This window comes from Symmachiella macrocystis, from assembly GCF_007860075.1.
Classification (GTDB): domain Bacteria; phylum Planctomycetota; class Planctomycetia; order Planctomycetales; family Planctomycetaceae; genus Symmachiella; species Symmachiella macrocystis.
The window spans coordinates 165,059-179,443 of sequence record NZ_SJPP01000001.1; the positions used below are offsets into that span (position 1 = coordinate 165,059).

Genomic DNA, 14,385 nt, shown 5'->3' on the forward strand with positions numbered 1-14,385 from the left:
TATTTTGGTCTGCCACTGCAAACACAGTGAAATGTTCTCATAAGCTACCCGACTGCGAAACAGTGAGTCAAATCTTGATCCAAAGATTCGACGCTGCACGAAGCATCAAATCCGGCGACGGCTCATTCGTCCGTGGCTGCTTCCTCTTCCGACCAATCAAACTCATCGTCGTCGTCGCCCCCCACGTCGAGGTACTCACCGCAATGCGGACACGTTTCGACCGTTCCGATTTTTGCAGCGGGAAACTCCGTGCGCCGGCCGCAGCCCTCGCACTCTGCCTCAACGGTCTCACTCACCGCAGCGTCGTCGCTCCCCTCCCCGCGACGTTTGCATTGGGTCTGCTCAAACTCCTCAATGATCGGCACCGCGCGCTCCACATCGGTCTTCTCCACAAAGACCTGCGGCTTGTGGATCTCCGGCAGCGTCCCAAACGCCCACATCCCACCCGGCGACACGTCCTCAATGATGTGGGCCTCGATCCCCGATTGCTCGAGGGCAAAACAAACGTTCTGCGCTTCAGTATTCTTCGCTGCATTGTAAACGGCAACTGGATCGTTGAGTGCCATTATCTAAGTATTCCCCAAGAAAGATCGAACACGTGACTGGTTCGCGAACTCAGCAACAGATTCTTATAAATCTACCTCTCACCACAGCGGCGAGTCAAACCTTGATCCTCAATTTCACATCTCGGAGACACTCCTGAAATGGATGCGATCGCTCCTGCTGGCCTGCCGAAACCAAAGCACTGGATAACGCAAATTCGTTTGCTTGCAGCTCACCAAGGCCGCGCTGGCAATTCTCCCACAGTAATCGCCGCCAACTGCTCCGTAACATACGGCGAAGCCACGACGTTTGGATCCAAGTGCCGCGTGCGAAATAGATTCACGATGTAGCCCATCCGCTCGCGAATTTTTGTCCAATCATTGGTCCGCGTAATCTTCAGCGTCCCACGCCCCGTATCCCAACCCTCGGGACCGTCTAGGAATGCGCGCAATTCGGAGCTGTTAATTGTCATCAACGTTTCCGGGAAAACTGCCCCATCCAACGACGGCACATCCTCATGCACCGCTAACAACTGCTCACCAACGCTATAGGTCATTAACCGCTGCGTCACGCATTTACGAATCAAATACGGCAACGAACGGCTGATGTAAGGTTGCAACCGAATATTTTCATGCAACACCGCCAGACAATTCGCGAAATAATTGCACTCATGCGCCACTTGATAATCATTGGTCAGCCGCGCAGTCTCATATTGTTCAAACGTGCGACGCAACAAATCCTGCCCACCGCGCTCCGTCGGGCCGTCACGGAATGTCGCGAGGAATTCCTGCCAAGCCGCAGCTCGACCGGCATCGCGCGAACTGTGCTGATGAGCGTATTCCAAATACCGCGCCGTCTCCCGGCCGATATCGTCCAGCACAATGCAATTGCCTTCAAGAATCAAACGCGAAGCAGCCTTGCGCGTATAACCCGCCAGCAGAAACCCACAGTAACCGCCCACGAGGATCCCGACCACGAGCCAAAACACAAATGACACCCACCACAGCCAACCCGCGTAAGCGGCAAACGCCCAACCGACTCCCACGCCAACCAGTCCACCAACGATTCCAGCAACAACGGTCGCATCACGAGACGCCTGATCCTTGTCATCCTGCCGAATCGTCACCCCCGCTTTGCGCGAACCCCACACCGCCCAGCTATGAAAATTGGCCCCCGCCTCCGCTCCCACCACCTCCCGCAGCACAGTCGACAGCAAATAATGCAATCGCGTGATCCTAAAATTCGCCAGCACAGCATCCGGTGTCTCCACAGCCGTAGAGATCAGCGCATTCCATTCCTGTGCACGCGTAGAAAGATCGCTCATAGTCATTTTCCCGGACGCAAACAAAAATAGGACTCACGCCGAATTCGACGTAAGTCCTTCTATGCGAAGAAAAATTGGGGCTGACAGGAATCGAACCTGCACTCCCGAAGGAACTGGATCCTAAATCCAGCGCGTCTGCCAGTTCCGCCACAGCCCCGGTGCGAACCTCTTCTCAGTCGTTGGTATATACGCCTTGGCGAACCATTTGGCAACATTCGCTCTCCACGAATTTTCCACAATCCGCCGACTGTCTATGAAAATAGGGTATACCCCAAGAAAAAATGACTCGACATGACGAATTTGGTGCCACTGGAAGACTTTTTGCCCAGGTAGGGGAAATACTACCTAGAAACCCTGCACTCGGCGCACACGGAGCGATGACTAAGTCACACCAGCTCATGAAGGAAATTATCAATCCAGACTTGCAGTCTTCACAACTTATTCACAGTTAAACAGATGCGTCAGATTTCGATGACTCTTTCCAAAAGAGGAGCCTCAAACTTCGTTGTAGTCGTTCTGACCATGAGAGAGCACTACAGACCGATCATCGCCACACGCATCCATCACTTCATCTCTTAAGAGTGCTCAAAAAGGTTGCCCCTTGAAATTGATGTGACTAGAATCCAACTCGTGAACAGCCGGATGTTGGATTTTTGTGGTCCCTGCCCCACCGCAAAAGTACTCCCGGCTGTTTGCATTTCTACTCCGTGAAATGTTCAAACTGTCGCTCGCTAGCGCATTTTGTTCGGCCAACACGATCATATTGACCGATTTCACCCATCTGAGATAGACTCCGCCCTCAGTTCGTCAACTTCCTGTCAGGTTCCATAGAAGGGAGAGGGGAAAATCGTGAATCCAGCCACCCAGTCTCGTCTCAAAATCGCGTCCAGCGATTCGCCAGAACGGTATTCGCGACGATTACTGCGATATGTGGTGACCGAACACGATTTGTTACCCGGATCCCGCGTTCTGGAAATCGGTTGTGGGACGGGGCAGCTCACGCGGCATTTGCACCGGCTTTCGCTGGAAGTGACCGCCTACGAACAAGATACCATATCACTCAAATCCGCCATCCAAACACTTCCGGACGTCGAATTTCACCATTGGAAAGACGATGCTCAGCGACTGGGCGAAGATGGGAAATTTGATCTCGTCATTGTGCACGGCAGCGAGATGTTGGCGGGCGACCTGTTTGCGGACGCCACCCTACGCTGGACGGCGCACATGGCTGGGTATTTGCGTGCCGGCGGCTCGCTGATGTTTCTCGTCCAGCATGATCCTGTTCAACTACAAAATCCGCTAGGACATCTGCCGTCCTGTTATTCCCGGTTGTTCTCCCGTTTCCCCGGTTCGACGACCAAGATCATGGTGCCCGATGCGCTCTCTGATCAACGGACTTGGAACTGGGTATTAGGTCGCCGCCCACGCGCGGGGAAAATCGCAGTATCGCTGCACTTGCCAAAACAGGCTATCTCGCGGTTCGAGTGGCACCAATGGATTGCCAACGAAACAGCGCGGCCGCAAGTCCCTTGCTGCCTTTGGGCGCGCCGCCAAGCGGCGGTCGATGTCCAAATTCGTCGCGCCGCCTAACGCAGCGCCCTTGATATCCGCTATGGTGGCAGCGATCAATTCGCGCGCCGACCTTGCAGCTGTGGCCCGCGATGGTGATCATTCTCTTTTCATCAAGCGATCACCTTCTCTTTCGGCTCGACGACATCCATGCGAATTGTACTGACTGGGGCGCGGGGACAACTCGCCAGCGACTTATTCCCCTTACTCGGAAACGACGTGGTCCCCTTAGGACATGCGGAGTTGGACATCACCCGCCCCGACGACGTCGCGGCCAAGTTGCGGGAAATCCAACCCGATTTCGTAATCAATTGCGCCGCTTACAACCTGGTGGACAAAGCCGAAGAGGAACCGGAAGTTGCGTATGCCGTGAATGCGACGGGGCCGAAAAACCTCGCAGAGTCGTGCACCGACCTGGGAATAGGATTAGCGCATATCAGCAGCGACTACGTCTTCGGGCAAGACGCGCAGCGTGCGGTGCCCTATACCGAAGACGATCCCCCCGGCCCGCAAGGCGCCTATGCTCAGAGCAAACGCGCCGGCGAGGAATTCGTCAGCAGCATTTGCCCGCGGCATTTCGTCATACGCACCTGCGGGCTGTATGGAATCGCCTCGACGCGGGGCAAGGGGAATTTTGTGGAGACCATGTTACGACTCGGCAGCGAACGCGATCAGTTAAGCGTCGTGAACGACCAACGCTGCACCCCCAGTTGGACGGTCGATGTCGCCCGCGCGATTGCGGCTTTGATCGAAACCGACCAATACGGTTTGTATCACGCTACCAATTCAGGCAGCATGACCTGGTTTGAGTTTGCCGCAGAGATTTTCCGTCAGTCGGGCACGCAAGTGGAGCTGAGTCCCATCACAACCGCCGAATTCGGCGCCCCCGCTGCCCGCCCCCCTTACAGTGTGTTGTCCTGCCAAAAACTCACCGACGCGACCGGCCTGGAACTGCCCTCTTGGCAAGAGGCGTTGGCGAATTATCTCTCGCGGCGTTAGGTCGACTCCTAATTTGAGATTTGGCTGGTCATTCAATGGCAATTGGCTGCGACCTTTTGCGTTCTCTTGCCCCAAGAAAGATCAGCCCGCAACCAAACACGAAGAAGAAGCTTCCGATGGCTCCGTTGAATACCATGAATTGGAAATTTTGGTCTTCTCCATCAGGTCCACTGATTTGTCTCCATGAGGTAGTCTCAATCAAATGGATATATTCTTGATTTGCCATCACGCCGGCATCCCATAAAGCCGGGCATGCCAACAAGCACATGAATAAACCAACTATCTGCGCGAAAACGTTTACGCACCGTTTTCTCCGTTGCTGGATTTTATCCCTTTGCGACATTGAACAAATCCTCATACTTCCAAAGCCGATCCGCGACTCGTGATTGCATCACTGGGGTAGGCCGTTTCCGCCCGCTCTTGCCGTTTTCGCGAGGACGCCAACAAAAGTTATAATTGGCGATGCACATTGCGACAGCCGCTTCCAGGTTCGCAAGTTTCTTGCTGATAGCCAAGGTCAGCCGGCAGGATTTCTCAGCGAACATCTGCGTCGTGCAGTGGAGCCGCTCGATGTGGCTCGTGCATATCGTGGCCAGATCGTCGATGAATGCTCGCATCGTCGCTTCATTAGCCTTGCCGATCATGTGGGAGACGATCGCTTGGAATCTTGGTCCTGAGCTAAGAAATAGGTATCGATTGCCGAGTACGCCACCGGCCTTTTTTCGGCGTCAAGCTTGCCTTGTTTCTTGCCAACGCTAGCTAAACGGCCCGTCGCTTTGCCAGCGACGAAGTATCCGGGTATGCTCGTATTCGGAAATTGTCAGGTCAGTGGGAGGCATAGGTGACGTTACTAGAATTACAACCCAAGCTCCAGCAAGCGGTGGCCAATGGCCAGATTGGATCGCCGGTCGCGTTGCGTGTGTACCTCAAATCATCCGACACGGATGCGGATCTCCAATCCGGGGGTGTCACCGCTATAGGCATGGCGCGAGAATTGTTCGACAGTCCGCCGGCACGCTTGATGGTGCGTGGTGACCTTCAACGCCAGGCGACGGTTTTGGTTACGTGCGTGTCGGGGGCTACGTTGTTCGCGACTCTCGAGGGCGGCACAGTTGAGTCATCGAGCATCCATTTAACACTCATCGGCAATCACGGTATCGCGAATCTGGAAAAGGTCGATTGGTCGCCAGCAGCGCTGCCCGAGGAATCTCCCGCTTCAATCCGTTGGCGACAAGCGCTGTCTGAAAGCCACGCCTCTGGAACGGCCGTTGTGATTCCCCAGGGGGAGGCGTGAGGCGACAGGCTTGAGGAAAAGCGACCGACTGCCCACGCAACAAAAAACTGCCCAACCGCGCTGTTGCCCCTGATCAGGGGTGTCGCACGACCGCTGACACGGATACAATAACCGACGTCGGCCTCTCGGCCTTAGATCGGGATGTGCCCAATGAATTCGTCCACCCTCGAAAGACCAAGGAGCGCTCATGGGTTCCGCGGACAAATGGATCGATCAATTCCTCAAGCGCGTGCGTATCGGAGAATTCCTGCGACGTGCGGCTGAGTTTGGCGCAGTCTTTCTCTTCAGCTTCGGCACCATCGTGCTGGTGGTCAAGCTGTTAATCCCCCAATTGTGGCCACACGTCCTATGGATCGCCCTGTGTGCGGTCCCCACGGCTGTCGCCGCTTGGTGGTATGCCCGCCGCAGTTGGTGTAGTCGCGACGATTCGGTGGCACTGTTGGATAAGGCCCTGGGAACCGGCGGATTATTAATGACCCTGACCGAACGGCCGGATCCGTTTTGGCGAGACCGCTTGCCGAAAGTGGACCTGCAGTACCGTCAGGCGCTGCCAAAATATCGCCCCACGCGCTTCGTCAGTTATTTGGCGTTGCCATTGATGTTCGCCGTGGCGGCCTGTTTTGTGCCCTTAAGAGAGGCCTCGACCGCACCGGTGCTGAAAAACACAGCGGCCCGCAATGCCACCGAACAGTTGGAGGAATTGCTCGCTGAACTCGAAGCGACCACAGTGCTGGAGGAAACCGAAGAGGAAAAACTCAAAGAAGAAATCCAGCGACTCGTCGAAGAGACCGAACAGTCACCGTTGACCAGTGAGAAATGGGAAACGCTGGATGCGCTCCGCGAACGAATGCAAACGCGGATGACGAGTGCCGAGATCAACATGTCCAAAGCGACTGAAGCGGCTGAGGAATTACGGCGGGCCGAATTGAGTGGCGAGAAATTAACGCTGGAGCGCAAGCTGCTGTTGGAAAAACAATTGGCCGACGCCCTCAGCAAATTGAGCAAAAATGGCAACCTCGCCAATGCCCCCCAAGGGATGCAAGACGATCTGCAAAAACTGATGAAGAACGGAAAGTTGACGCTGGCCAAAGATGGAGCCGCGCGGCAACAACAACTCGAACAGTTGCAGAAGTTTTTAGAAGAAGAGCAAGACAAACTAAAAGAGATCCGCAAAAATTGCAAAGCTTGCCAAAATGGTCAATGCCCAAACGGGCAGTGCGAAGGGGGACAATGCCAAGGAGGGAATTGCCAAGGGCCGGGACAACAAGGCGGCAATTCCAACAACGGCCGACCCGGCAGCGGTGGCGTCAACCGCGGACGTGGTGATGCGTCGATGTCCTGGGGTGATGAATCGGATCAACAAGGAGTCAAATTCAAAGAGAGTGTCCTGCCGCAAGGATTCCGCGAACAGGCGAAAGATGAAATCGACAGCATCAAGGCCTCCGCTCCGGATGTCGACCCCGCCACCGCTGCTCCCCGCAGCGCCGCGCACGACAGTGCGGCGTCCGCCGGATCCACCACCGTGCAACGCCGCCTCAGCCCCAAACATCGCGCTGCGGTGCGCAAGTATTTCGATACCTCCAAACCGTGACAACAATGCTTCCCCGGAATTTCACACACACAAGACTGCGAATGATCACCTAGAGGAGACGCCCCTGATGGACCGTGAAACCGTGGGAACCGCCGACGCAACTGTCGACGGAGATCGTGACAGCGATCGTCTGGTGCCGCCGCACGAGCTTGAGGAGGCGCGGGCCACATTAGACCGCCTGCTCTCAGGTTTAAAACGGGCGATTCTCGGCCAGGAGGAATTGTTGGAGTTGGTCGTCATCGCACTGATGGCCCGCGGACACATGCTGCTCGAAGGGTTGCCGGGACTCGGTAAGACCGAATTGATCAAGTCGTTGTCCAAATTGCTCGGTTTGGACTTCCGCCGTTTGCAATTCACACCTGACTTGCTCCCCAGCGATATTGTCGGCTCGCCGATTCTCGAAGAGAACCAACAAGGATCCCGGAGCCTCGTCTTTCACAAAGGACCGATTTTCGCCAACTTAGTTTTAGCGGACGAAATCAATCGCGCCAGCCCCAAAACCCAATCCGCGCTACTGGAAGCCATGCAGGAGCGCCGCGTCACCGTCCTGGGAGAAACGCATCCGCTCCCCCTGCCGTTTTTCGTCTTGGCGACACAAAACCCCATTGAATTGGAGGGGACCTATCCGCTCCCCGAAGCGCAACTCGACCGCTTCACGTTCAAACTCAGCGTGAATAATGTTTCCAGCGAGACCTTGCAGGAGATCATCACCACACGCAGCCACGGACAACCGCCGGCGCTTTCGCCGGTTGTCTCCGCCATGGAATTGGAGACACTGTTCGACAAGGTCGATGCCATTCACCTGCCCCGCGCCGTTTCCGGATACATTGCCCGACTGGTCACCGCCACACATCCCGATCGAGCGGATGCCCCCGAAACGGTTCGCAAATTTGTCAAATTCGGCGCTTCGCCGCGGGCCGCGATCGCATTGGCCGGCACATCGCGCGCTGCGGCGCTCTTGGCGGGTAAACCGAATGTCGGTTTCGACGAAGTCAAAAAAGTGGCCCTCAGCGTCCTGGGGCATCGGTTGATTTTGGATTATGCAGCCCGATTGGAAGGTTGGACCCCTGCAAAAATGATCCAAAGCCTGCTCGACGCCGTTCCTGAAGTCGGTCGGGATTTGCCAGAAGACTTATCCCCAGCCTAATAGCGGGTGAATCCTAAGCATCAAACTTCGTTTAGCCTTGAGGGATGAGCTCCGTTGAGACTTTGTAATCGAAAACCTGCACGCTCCCCCCAGCGCCAACGGTGTGAGCGAGCAAAGTGGCATCCCAGCAGGCGGCAATGCCTGGCCGGGTTACTGGGTACGATCAAGGAGACGGCATGAACTCCAGGAGCGCTCGGACCATCCTTTATGCGGCAATCCTGCTGCTGACGGCAACCGGCACATCGCAATTGTTCGCCTCCGGTTCGGATTTCACGCGGAGCACAAAAGACCTGACGCTGACGGTCGATTCTCGCTGGGCAGGGGGCCGATTCGGCGGGTACGCTCCGATACGAATTCGCCTGGGTAATACCGGCAAACCGCAAGAACTCTTCTTTCGATTTGCCTCGGACGGTTACACCAAATTCCCGGAGGTGCAACAGCGGATTACGATCGGGCAAAACGAAACCCGGCAATTCACGATGGCTGTCCCCTTAGTCGGCGAATCGGGCTACTTTGGCGGGAAACTCACCGTATTCCGCAATGGTCGCGAGATTAAAAATCTCAGCGAAGCGGTGACACTCGCCGACAATCGCACGGATACGGTGAATTGCCCCGCACTGTTAGTAGTTTCGCGAAAAAAAGTCGACTGCGAACCGTTTTTGTCCGCAGCCAACTCTCTCTCAGCGGCCAAAGGGATGACGAGCCCGTATGGCTCTAGCTCGTCGGAAGACTATCAAGTCATTGATCCGATTATGCTTCCCCAATCGGCGGTCGACTATTCGGGACTGGACATTCTGGCCCTCTCGTTGGAGACGCTCAAAAAGATTCCCGAGGGCGCACGGTCCGCCATCAACAACTGGGTCCGCACCGGTGGAAAATTGCTTGTCTACGAAACCGGAGCTGCGGCCGCCGATGTTCCGGAACTGCGAGGATTGTTGGAACTCACCGACGCCGAAACCTGGCAACACGCCCCGCTGTTTGCCCGTAAACCGATCAAAATCGTGACCGAAGAAGAGCTGCAGGGGATGATGGTGAGCGAAATAGGAACGACTCACACTGAACTCTCCAGCGATTATGACTGGGAGAATTCCTCCAATACGTTCGCCGTTCACCCACAGGTGTTGGGCTACGTCATCGCCATGCCCGACAATCCCTTTCCCGGCACGCCGCAAGATTGGGCCTGGATGATGAATTCGCTCACTCCGGACTCGTGGCGATGGACTACGCGGCAAGGCATCTCCACGCGGCAACCCGATTCATCCTTTGCGGAGTTTGCCATCCCCGGTGTGGGTGGAGTCCCCAAAATCGCATTCATCGTGTTGATTTCGGCATTCACGATCGTGATCGGCCCGTTGAATTACTTTTTCCTCAAGCGGCGGCAACAGTTGTATTTGCTGGTGGTGACGATCCCCAGTATCGCCTTTTTGACAAGTTGTGCATTGTTCGCCTACGCCGCCGTTTCGGACGGATTTGGCGTCACCTCACGTACGCGGAGTGTGACCCTTCTGGACCAACGCACCAAGACAGCGGTCGCCTTGGGACGCACCGCGCTGTATGCCGGCGTCGCCCCCGCGGATGGCTTGCGGTTCGATGCCGACACCGCTGTGTTTCCGATTTGGTCAGCGGGACAGGATTCCCCGCATGGGTCGGTCGATTGGACAAACGGCCAACACTTTTCGTCCGGTTGGATTCGTTCTCGCACGCCGATGCAGTTTTTATCCACGGTCAGTCGCACCGAACGGGGCCGACTGGAAATCACCCCCAGCAGCGACTCCGCCACAATCAACGTCGCCAACGGCTTGGCTTGGAACATCGAAACTTTGGTCGTTGTTGATGAGGAAGGAAATACATTTCTGGGATCGAAACTTCCCGCAGGAGACTCAACCGCGCTCAAACGCACCGAAGCCGATGAGGTCGTCTCTGTTCTCAAAGGACAGTACACGACGCATCCACTTGAAATCCAACCAGGCGGAGCCGCACCTGTGACCTCCAGCACTTCCATCACGACATATTCGGGATACCCGTCGAATGAACTCAATTTGAATTTGAACTACAACGACGGCAATCTGGAACGGACGCTCACCCGATTGCTGAAACCTAAAAATGCGACGGCACTGACCGATTTGCACCGCAGCTATATCGCGATCCTCAGCGAAAACCCTGGTGTCGAATTGGGTGTGGAAAACACCGATGCCCAAGGGGATTTCCACGTCATCTGGGGACAGTATTAAAATCGCGCCGCCTCCGCTTTTTCCACTGCAAGATTCCCACTGCTCAATACTTTCATGAACGAATCATCTACCGAAACCGCAACGTTGGAACCACCGCCGCCGACAGCGACGCCGACGATTGAAATCCATCATCTGCATCGGTTTTTTGGAAACCTAAAAGCGGTCAATGATGTCTCGTTCCAGGTGCACGCGGGTGAGGTGATGGGCTTCATCGGCCCCAACGGTGCGGGTAAAACGACGACCATGCGAATTCTGGCCACACTGGACGTCCCCACCGCTGGCGACGCCTTTGTGGGGGGCTACTCCGTTGTCGACAAACCGGATGAAGTCCGCCGTATTCTGGGATTCATGCCTGATAGTTTCGGCAAATACCAAAACGTCAACGTCCTGGAGTACCTCGACTTCTTCGCCCGCGCCTATGGGTTCCGCGGCGCCGCCCGCCGGGATGCCATCGAACGGGTGTTGGTCTTCACCGAATTACGCAAACTCGCCGAAAAACCAATCGATACGCTCAGTAAGGGCATGTCACAACGCCTCGGTTTGGGCCGCACATTAATTCACGACCCGCAGGTTCTGGTCCTGGACGAACCGGCAGCCGGCTTGGATCCCCGCGCTCGGGTCGAACTGCGAGAACTGATTCTCCTCTTGGCGACTGAGTTGAACAAAACGGTTTTAATCAGTTCCCACATCCTCACCGAACTTTCTGAAATCTGTCACTCCGCGGCAATCGTTGAAGCCGGACAAATTCTAGCCAGCGGTTCGCGTGACGCCATCATGCAAGGGCATCGTCGGACCGGCCCGGATGAATCGGTGGAATTAGAAGTCAGCGTCGTCGGCGAGGTCAATAAGTTGCAGCGCTGGTTGCTGGAACAACCGCACGTCGGTGCGGTACGCATTGCCGATAAAAACGCCCGCTTTGAATTTACCGGCAACGAACAGCAACAAGCGAATCTTCTCAAAGCGATGATCGCAAGCGACATCGAGGTCGTCTCGTTCCAAGGCCGTGCCCATTCGCTCGAAGACGTCTTCATGGCCGTCACAAAAGGCATCACACAGTAATTTCGTTTGTCACACACGAGATGCCCGCGGCTGAGCCGTGGGCCAAGGAAATCCGTAACAACCATGGCCTCTCAACCTGATACGATAAGCCGCTGGGCCGAACAGGTGAGTGATCGTCTCAACCCGATCCTCGTCAAGGAGACGCGCCAAGCGCTCAAAAGCAAACAGTTTCTAGCCACCTTTGCAATCATGCTGTTTGGTAGCTGGTTGATATCGGCGTTCGTGCTCATGATGCTTGTCGGCGGCAACGACGACAGCCCGTATGGCAAATACGTCTTCCCCTTCTATTTCGGCCTGTTAGCGTTCACGGTCATGCTCGTCGTCCCTTTCGGCGCCTTTCGCAGTCTGCTGGCCGAACGGGACCTCAACACCTACGAACTGCTCAACATCACCACGCTGTCCCCCCAACAAATTGTGTGGGGCAAATGGCTCAGCGCTCAGGTGCAAACGTTCATTTACTTTTCCGCTATCAGCCCGTTTGTCGCCTTCACCTACCTGCTTCGTGGCGTTGACTTTCCCACGTTGATATTCGTGCTGGTCTTGGCGATGTTCGCCTCCATGATGTTGTCGCTACTGTCGCTCACCTTCAGCACATTCGCCCGCCAGCGACAAGCACAGGTCGTGCTCTCCCTGGTCCTGTTGGGGCAACTCGTCTGGGTCATGGGCGCAGCGATTTCACTCGGAACGTATTTTGTCGCCGACGAAAGCATCGATTTCAGCGACCAAGAATTCTATTGGGGCGGTTTGGTCATCGCCAGTTATTACATCGGGACTTTCGTGCTCTGCTTGCAGATCGCCCGCGCGCAACTGACATTCGAATCAGACAATCGCAGTACCGGAATCCGACTTAGCAGCTCCGCTCTCTACTGGCTGACGCTCGGCTGGCTGGGACTCGGGTTGTATCAGGCTGTCTTCGGCGGTACTTCGCCCGGTTCGACCCTCATGATCGAACCGGTCTATGTGGTCCTCAGTTTCTTGGGGGTCTTTTGGGGGGCTGTTTGCCTGTTTGCCGCCACCGAGACCGATGGGCTTTCGCGGCGGATTCGCAGCCAACTCCCTAAAAGCTTTCTCCTACGATTTCTCGCCGTGCCGTTTCTCCCAGGAGGCGGACGCGGGATGTTGATGGCGGTTTTGCATTTGGCAGCGCTCGTAGGTCTGGCATTCGCCCTCGGACAATTCATCCACGACCCCAAATGGACCCACATTTCAAAATTCACGGTTGGGCTGAGTTGTTACATCCTCTTCTACGCCGGAATGTCCGCCGCATTGGGGCGTTGGTTGCGCAAGGCGACTCCCTTATTTCGTCCTGCTCAGACACGGGCGTTTGCCATCGTGATGTTCGCACTCAGTTGGCTGGCGCCGAACATTGCAAACATCTTCCGCAATTCTCGCAGCGTCGCGAATCCTCTATTTTACTTGTCCGACCCCATCAATACGTTGGAGACTCTGGACAACAATCTCAACTGGGCCGACGAAGTTATGGCAGCCCTGCTGGTGATGGGGGGAGTCGCTCTGCTGCTCAATATCCACACCATGTGGCGCGGCTTCACCGAAGTCGTCTTCCTCCGCGAACCTGCTGCGGACGAAACGGCCATGTTCCCACAATCTCAAATGGCCAACGGCCCATCAGCCACCGCGGGAATCTTAGACGCAGCAGCCACCCCGGAACCGTCGACCAGCAGTTAACTAACGGTCGCGATCAATCACCGATAAGGATTACGATTTCGTGAGAAATGATCCGGACGTCCAACGTGTCGTCGACACCTTCCAACTCGGACTACCCCGCACTCCCGTCGCCGGGCGGTCGGGCGAGTTGCTGGGGCGCGGTACGGGAAGTTCGTTGGAGTTTCAGGAATTTCGCGAATACATCCCCGGCGACGACATCCGCCATGTCGATTGGTCCGCTTATGCCCGCAGCGACACCTTGATGGTTCGCCTGTACCGTGAAGAAATCAGTCCGCAAACACAAATCCTCATCGATGGCAGCGCCTCGATGCGTACCGGCGGAACTGTTAAGCCGCTCATTGCCAAGCAATTGGCAGCGATGTTCGCCCTGCTCTGCGGACGACTGGGTGGCCGCGCGGGGGTGGTCACCCTCACCGATCAGGTCGCCACACGCACAGGACTTGAAGGACTGGATTTAATCGAGCGATTGCCGTTTGATTCCCGCGCGACGTTGGTGGATCTGTTGGAAAATAACCAAGTCCCCCTTCCCCGGCAGTCGGTCCGCATCGTGATCAGCGATTTTCTGTTTCCCCACGACCCCGCGGCGCTCATCCGCCGCTTGGCCACCGGCGCCAGTGCGCTGTGGGTCCTGCAACTATTGAACGCCTGGGAAGCCGATCCGACCACCAGTGGGGGCCGTCGTCTGGTCGATATCGAATCGGCGGCCGAAACTGATCTCATTTTGGATCGCAAAACAATCGCCGGCTATCAAAAACGGTTGCAGCAACTCCAGGCGGAATTGGCCCGCAATTGTCGCCGCGTACATGCCACGTTTGTTCCCTTGATCGCCGATAAGGGGCTGCAAACGCTCTGCCGCGAGGATCTGTGCGCCGCCGAAGTCCTCCGCATCGCTTAAGTTTCAGCTGTCCCTCTTCCCTGAATTCCCCATACGGCATATGATGC

At 55.9% G+C, this 14,385-nt stretch carries 13 protein-coding genes and 1 tRNA gene; 9 read left to right on the plus strand and 5 right to left on the minus strand.

Translation table 11 applies throughout. From position 1 onward, the window contains the following. Nucleotides 1-122 precede the first annotated feature (122 nt). The 3 genes from CA54_RS00630 to CA54_RS00640 form a co-directional block, all read right to left on the minus strand. Nucleotides 123-566: a putative signal transducing protein gene (locus CA54_RS00630; RefSeq protein ID WP_146368951.1), complete on the minus strand. Its 444-nt coding sequence runs from the start codon at nucleotides 564-566 to the stop codon at nucleotides 123-125. 209 nt (nucleotides 567-775) lie between these two features. Continuing rightward, a complete protein-coding gene (locus tag CA54_RS00635) occupies nucleotides 776-1,867 on the minus strand; it encodes a hypothetical protein (RefSeq protein ID WP_146368952.1) in 1,092 nt (363 codons plus the stop codon). 75 nt (nucleotides 1,868-1,942) lie between these two features. Then, nucleotides 1,943-2,024: transfer RNA gene (locus CA54_RS00640), tRNA-Leu, on the minus strand. A 692-nt stretch (nucleotides 2,025-2,716) separates the two neighbouring features. Here CA54_RS00640 and CA54_RS00645 point away from each other — a divergent pair. Then, the gene (locus CA54_RS00645) at nucleotides 2,717-3,457 is read left to right on the plus strand and encodes a class I SAM-dependent methyltransferase (RefSeq protein WP_197532099.1); all 741 of its coding nucleotides are present in this window, start codon (nucleotides 2,717-2,719) and stop codon (nucleotides 3,455-3,457) included. A gap of 129 nt (nucleotides 3,458-3,586) precedes the next feature. Continuing rightward, nucleotides 3,587-4,435 (plus strand): dTDP-4-dehydrorhamnose reductase, encoded by an 849-nt coding sequence (gene rfbD, locus CA54_RS00650; RefSeq protein ID WP_146368954.1) that lies wholly within the window; start codon nucleotides 3,587-3,589, stop codon nucleotides 4,433-4,435. A gap of 28 nt (nucleotides 4,436-4,463) precedes the next feature. Here rfbD and CA54_RS00655 read toward each other — a convergent pair whose 3' ends face one another. After that, nucleotides 4,464-4,661 carry a hypothetical protein gene (locus tag CA54_RS00655; protein ID WP_146368955.1) on the minus strand — a complete coding sequence of 66 codons (198 nt, stop codon included), beginning with the start codon at nucleotides 4,659-4,661 and terminating at the stop codon, nucleotides 4,464-4,466. A gap of 100 nt (nucleotides 4,662-4,761) precedes the next feature. Further along, nucleotides 4,762-5,079, minus strand: a complete 318-nt coding sequence (locus tag CA54_RS00660) for a hypothetical protein (protein ID WP_146368956.1) — start codon at nucleotides 5,077-5,079, stop codon at nucleotides 4,762-4,764. Nucleotides 5,080-5,276: 197 nt separating this feature from the next. Between CA54_RS00660 and CA54_RS00665 the strand changes: the two genes are divergently transcribed. The 7 genes from CA54_RS00665 (at nucleotide 5,277) to CA54_RS00695 (ending at nucleotide 14,338) form a co-directional block, all read left to right on the plus strand. Next, nucleotides 5,277-5,729 (plus strand): hypothetical protein, encoded by a 453-nt coding sequence (locus CA54_RS00665; protein WP_146368957.1) that lies wholly within the window; start codon nucleotides 5,277-5,279, stop codon nucleotides 5,727-5,729. A 187-nt stretch (nucleotides 5,730-5,916) separates the two neighbouring features. Next, nucleotides 5,917-7,320, plus strand: coding sequence for a DUF4175 domain-containing protein (locus CA54_RS00670; RefSeq protein WP_146368958.1), 1,404 nt, complete (start codon nucleotides 5,917-5,919; stop codon nucleotides 7,318-7,320). A 67-nt stretch (nucleotides 7,321-7,387) separates the two neighbouring features. Beyond that, the gene (locus CA54_RS00675; RefSeq protein WP_146368959.1) at nucleotides 7,388-8,467 is read left to right on the plus strand and encodes an AAA family ATPase; all 1,080 of its coding nucleotides are present in this window, start codon (nucleotides 7,388-7,390) and stop codon (nucleotides 8,465-8,467) included. 176 nt (nucleotides 8,468-8,643) lie between these two features. After that, the gene (locus tag CA54_RS00680) at nucleotides 8,644-10,698 is read left to right on the plus strand and encodes a hypothetical protein (protein ID WP_146368960.1); all 2,055 of its coding nucleotides are present in this window, start codon (nucleotides 8,644-8,646) and stop codon (nucleotides 10,696-10,698) included. 54 nt (nucleotides 10,699-10,752) lie between these two features. Then, complete coding sequence (locus CA54_RS00685) at nucleotides 10,753-11,757, plus strand: ABC transporter ATP-binding protein (RefSeq protein ID WP_146368961.1); 1,005 nt, start codon at nucleotides 10,753-10,755, stop codon at nucleotides 11,755-11,757. Nucleotides 11,758-11,820: 63 nt separating this feature from the next. After that, nucleotides 11,821-13,443, plus strand: coding sequence for an ABC transporter permease (locus CA54_RS00690; protein WP_146368962.1), 1,623 nt, complete (start codon nucleotides 11,821-11,823; stop codon nucleotides 13,441-13,443). 40 nt (nucleotides 13,444-13,483) lie between these two features. Then, complete coding sequence (locus CA54_RS00695) at nucleotides 13,484-14,338, plus strand: DUF58 domain-containing protein (protein ID WP_197532100.1); 855 nt, start codon at nucleotides 13,484-13,486, stop codon at nucleotides 14,336-14,338. The last annotated feature ends 47 nt before the right edge of the window (nucleotides 14,339-14,385 follow it).

What these genes read in the sequence shown, in the direction of transcription:
- CA54_RS00655 (WP_146368955.1), bottom strand. Translation starts at nt 4,661, where the DNA reads ATGGCAAATCAAGAATATATCCATTTGATTGAGACTACCTCATGGAGA.
- CA54_RS00690 (WP_146368962.1), top strand. Translation starts at nt 11,821, where the DNA reads ATGGCCTCTCAACCTGATACGATAAGCCGCTGGGCCGAACAGGTGAGT.
- CA54_RS00660 (WP_146368956.1), bottom strand. Translation starts at nt 5,079, where the DNA reads ATGATCGGCAAGGCTAATGAAGCGACGATGCGAGCATTCATCGACGAT.
- CA54_RS00635 (WP_146368952.1), bottom strand. Translation starts at nt 1,867, where the DNA reads ATGAGCGATCTTTCTACGCGTGCACAGGAATGGAATGCGCTGATCTCT.
- CA54_RS00630 (WP_146368951.1), bottom strand. Translation starts at nt 566, where the DNA reads ATGGCACTCAACGATCCAGTTGCCGTTTACAATGCAGCGAAGAATACT.
- CA54_RS00685 (WP_146368961.1), top strand. Translation starts at nt 10,753, where the DNA reads ATGAACGAATCATCTACCGAAACCGCAACGTTGGAACCACCGCCGCCG.
- CA54_RS00680 (WP_146368960.1), top strand. Translation starts at nt 8,644, where the DNA reads ATGAACTCCAGGAGCGCTCGGACCATCCTTTATGCGGCAATCCTGCTG.
- rfbD (WP_146368954.1), top strand. Translation starts at nt 3,587, where the DNA reads ATGCGAATTGTACTGACTGGGGCGCGGGGACAACTCGCCAGCGACTTA.
- CA54_RS00670 (WP_146368958.1), top strand. Translation starts at nt 5,917, where the DNA reads ATGGGTTCCGCGGACAAATGGATCGATCAATTCCTCAAGCGCGTGCGT.
- CA54_RS00675 (WP_146368959.1), top strand. Translation starts at nt 7,388, where the DNA reads ATGGACCGTGAAACCGTGGGAACCGCCGACGCAACTGTCGACGGAGAT.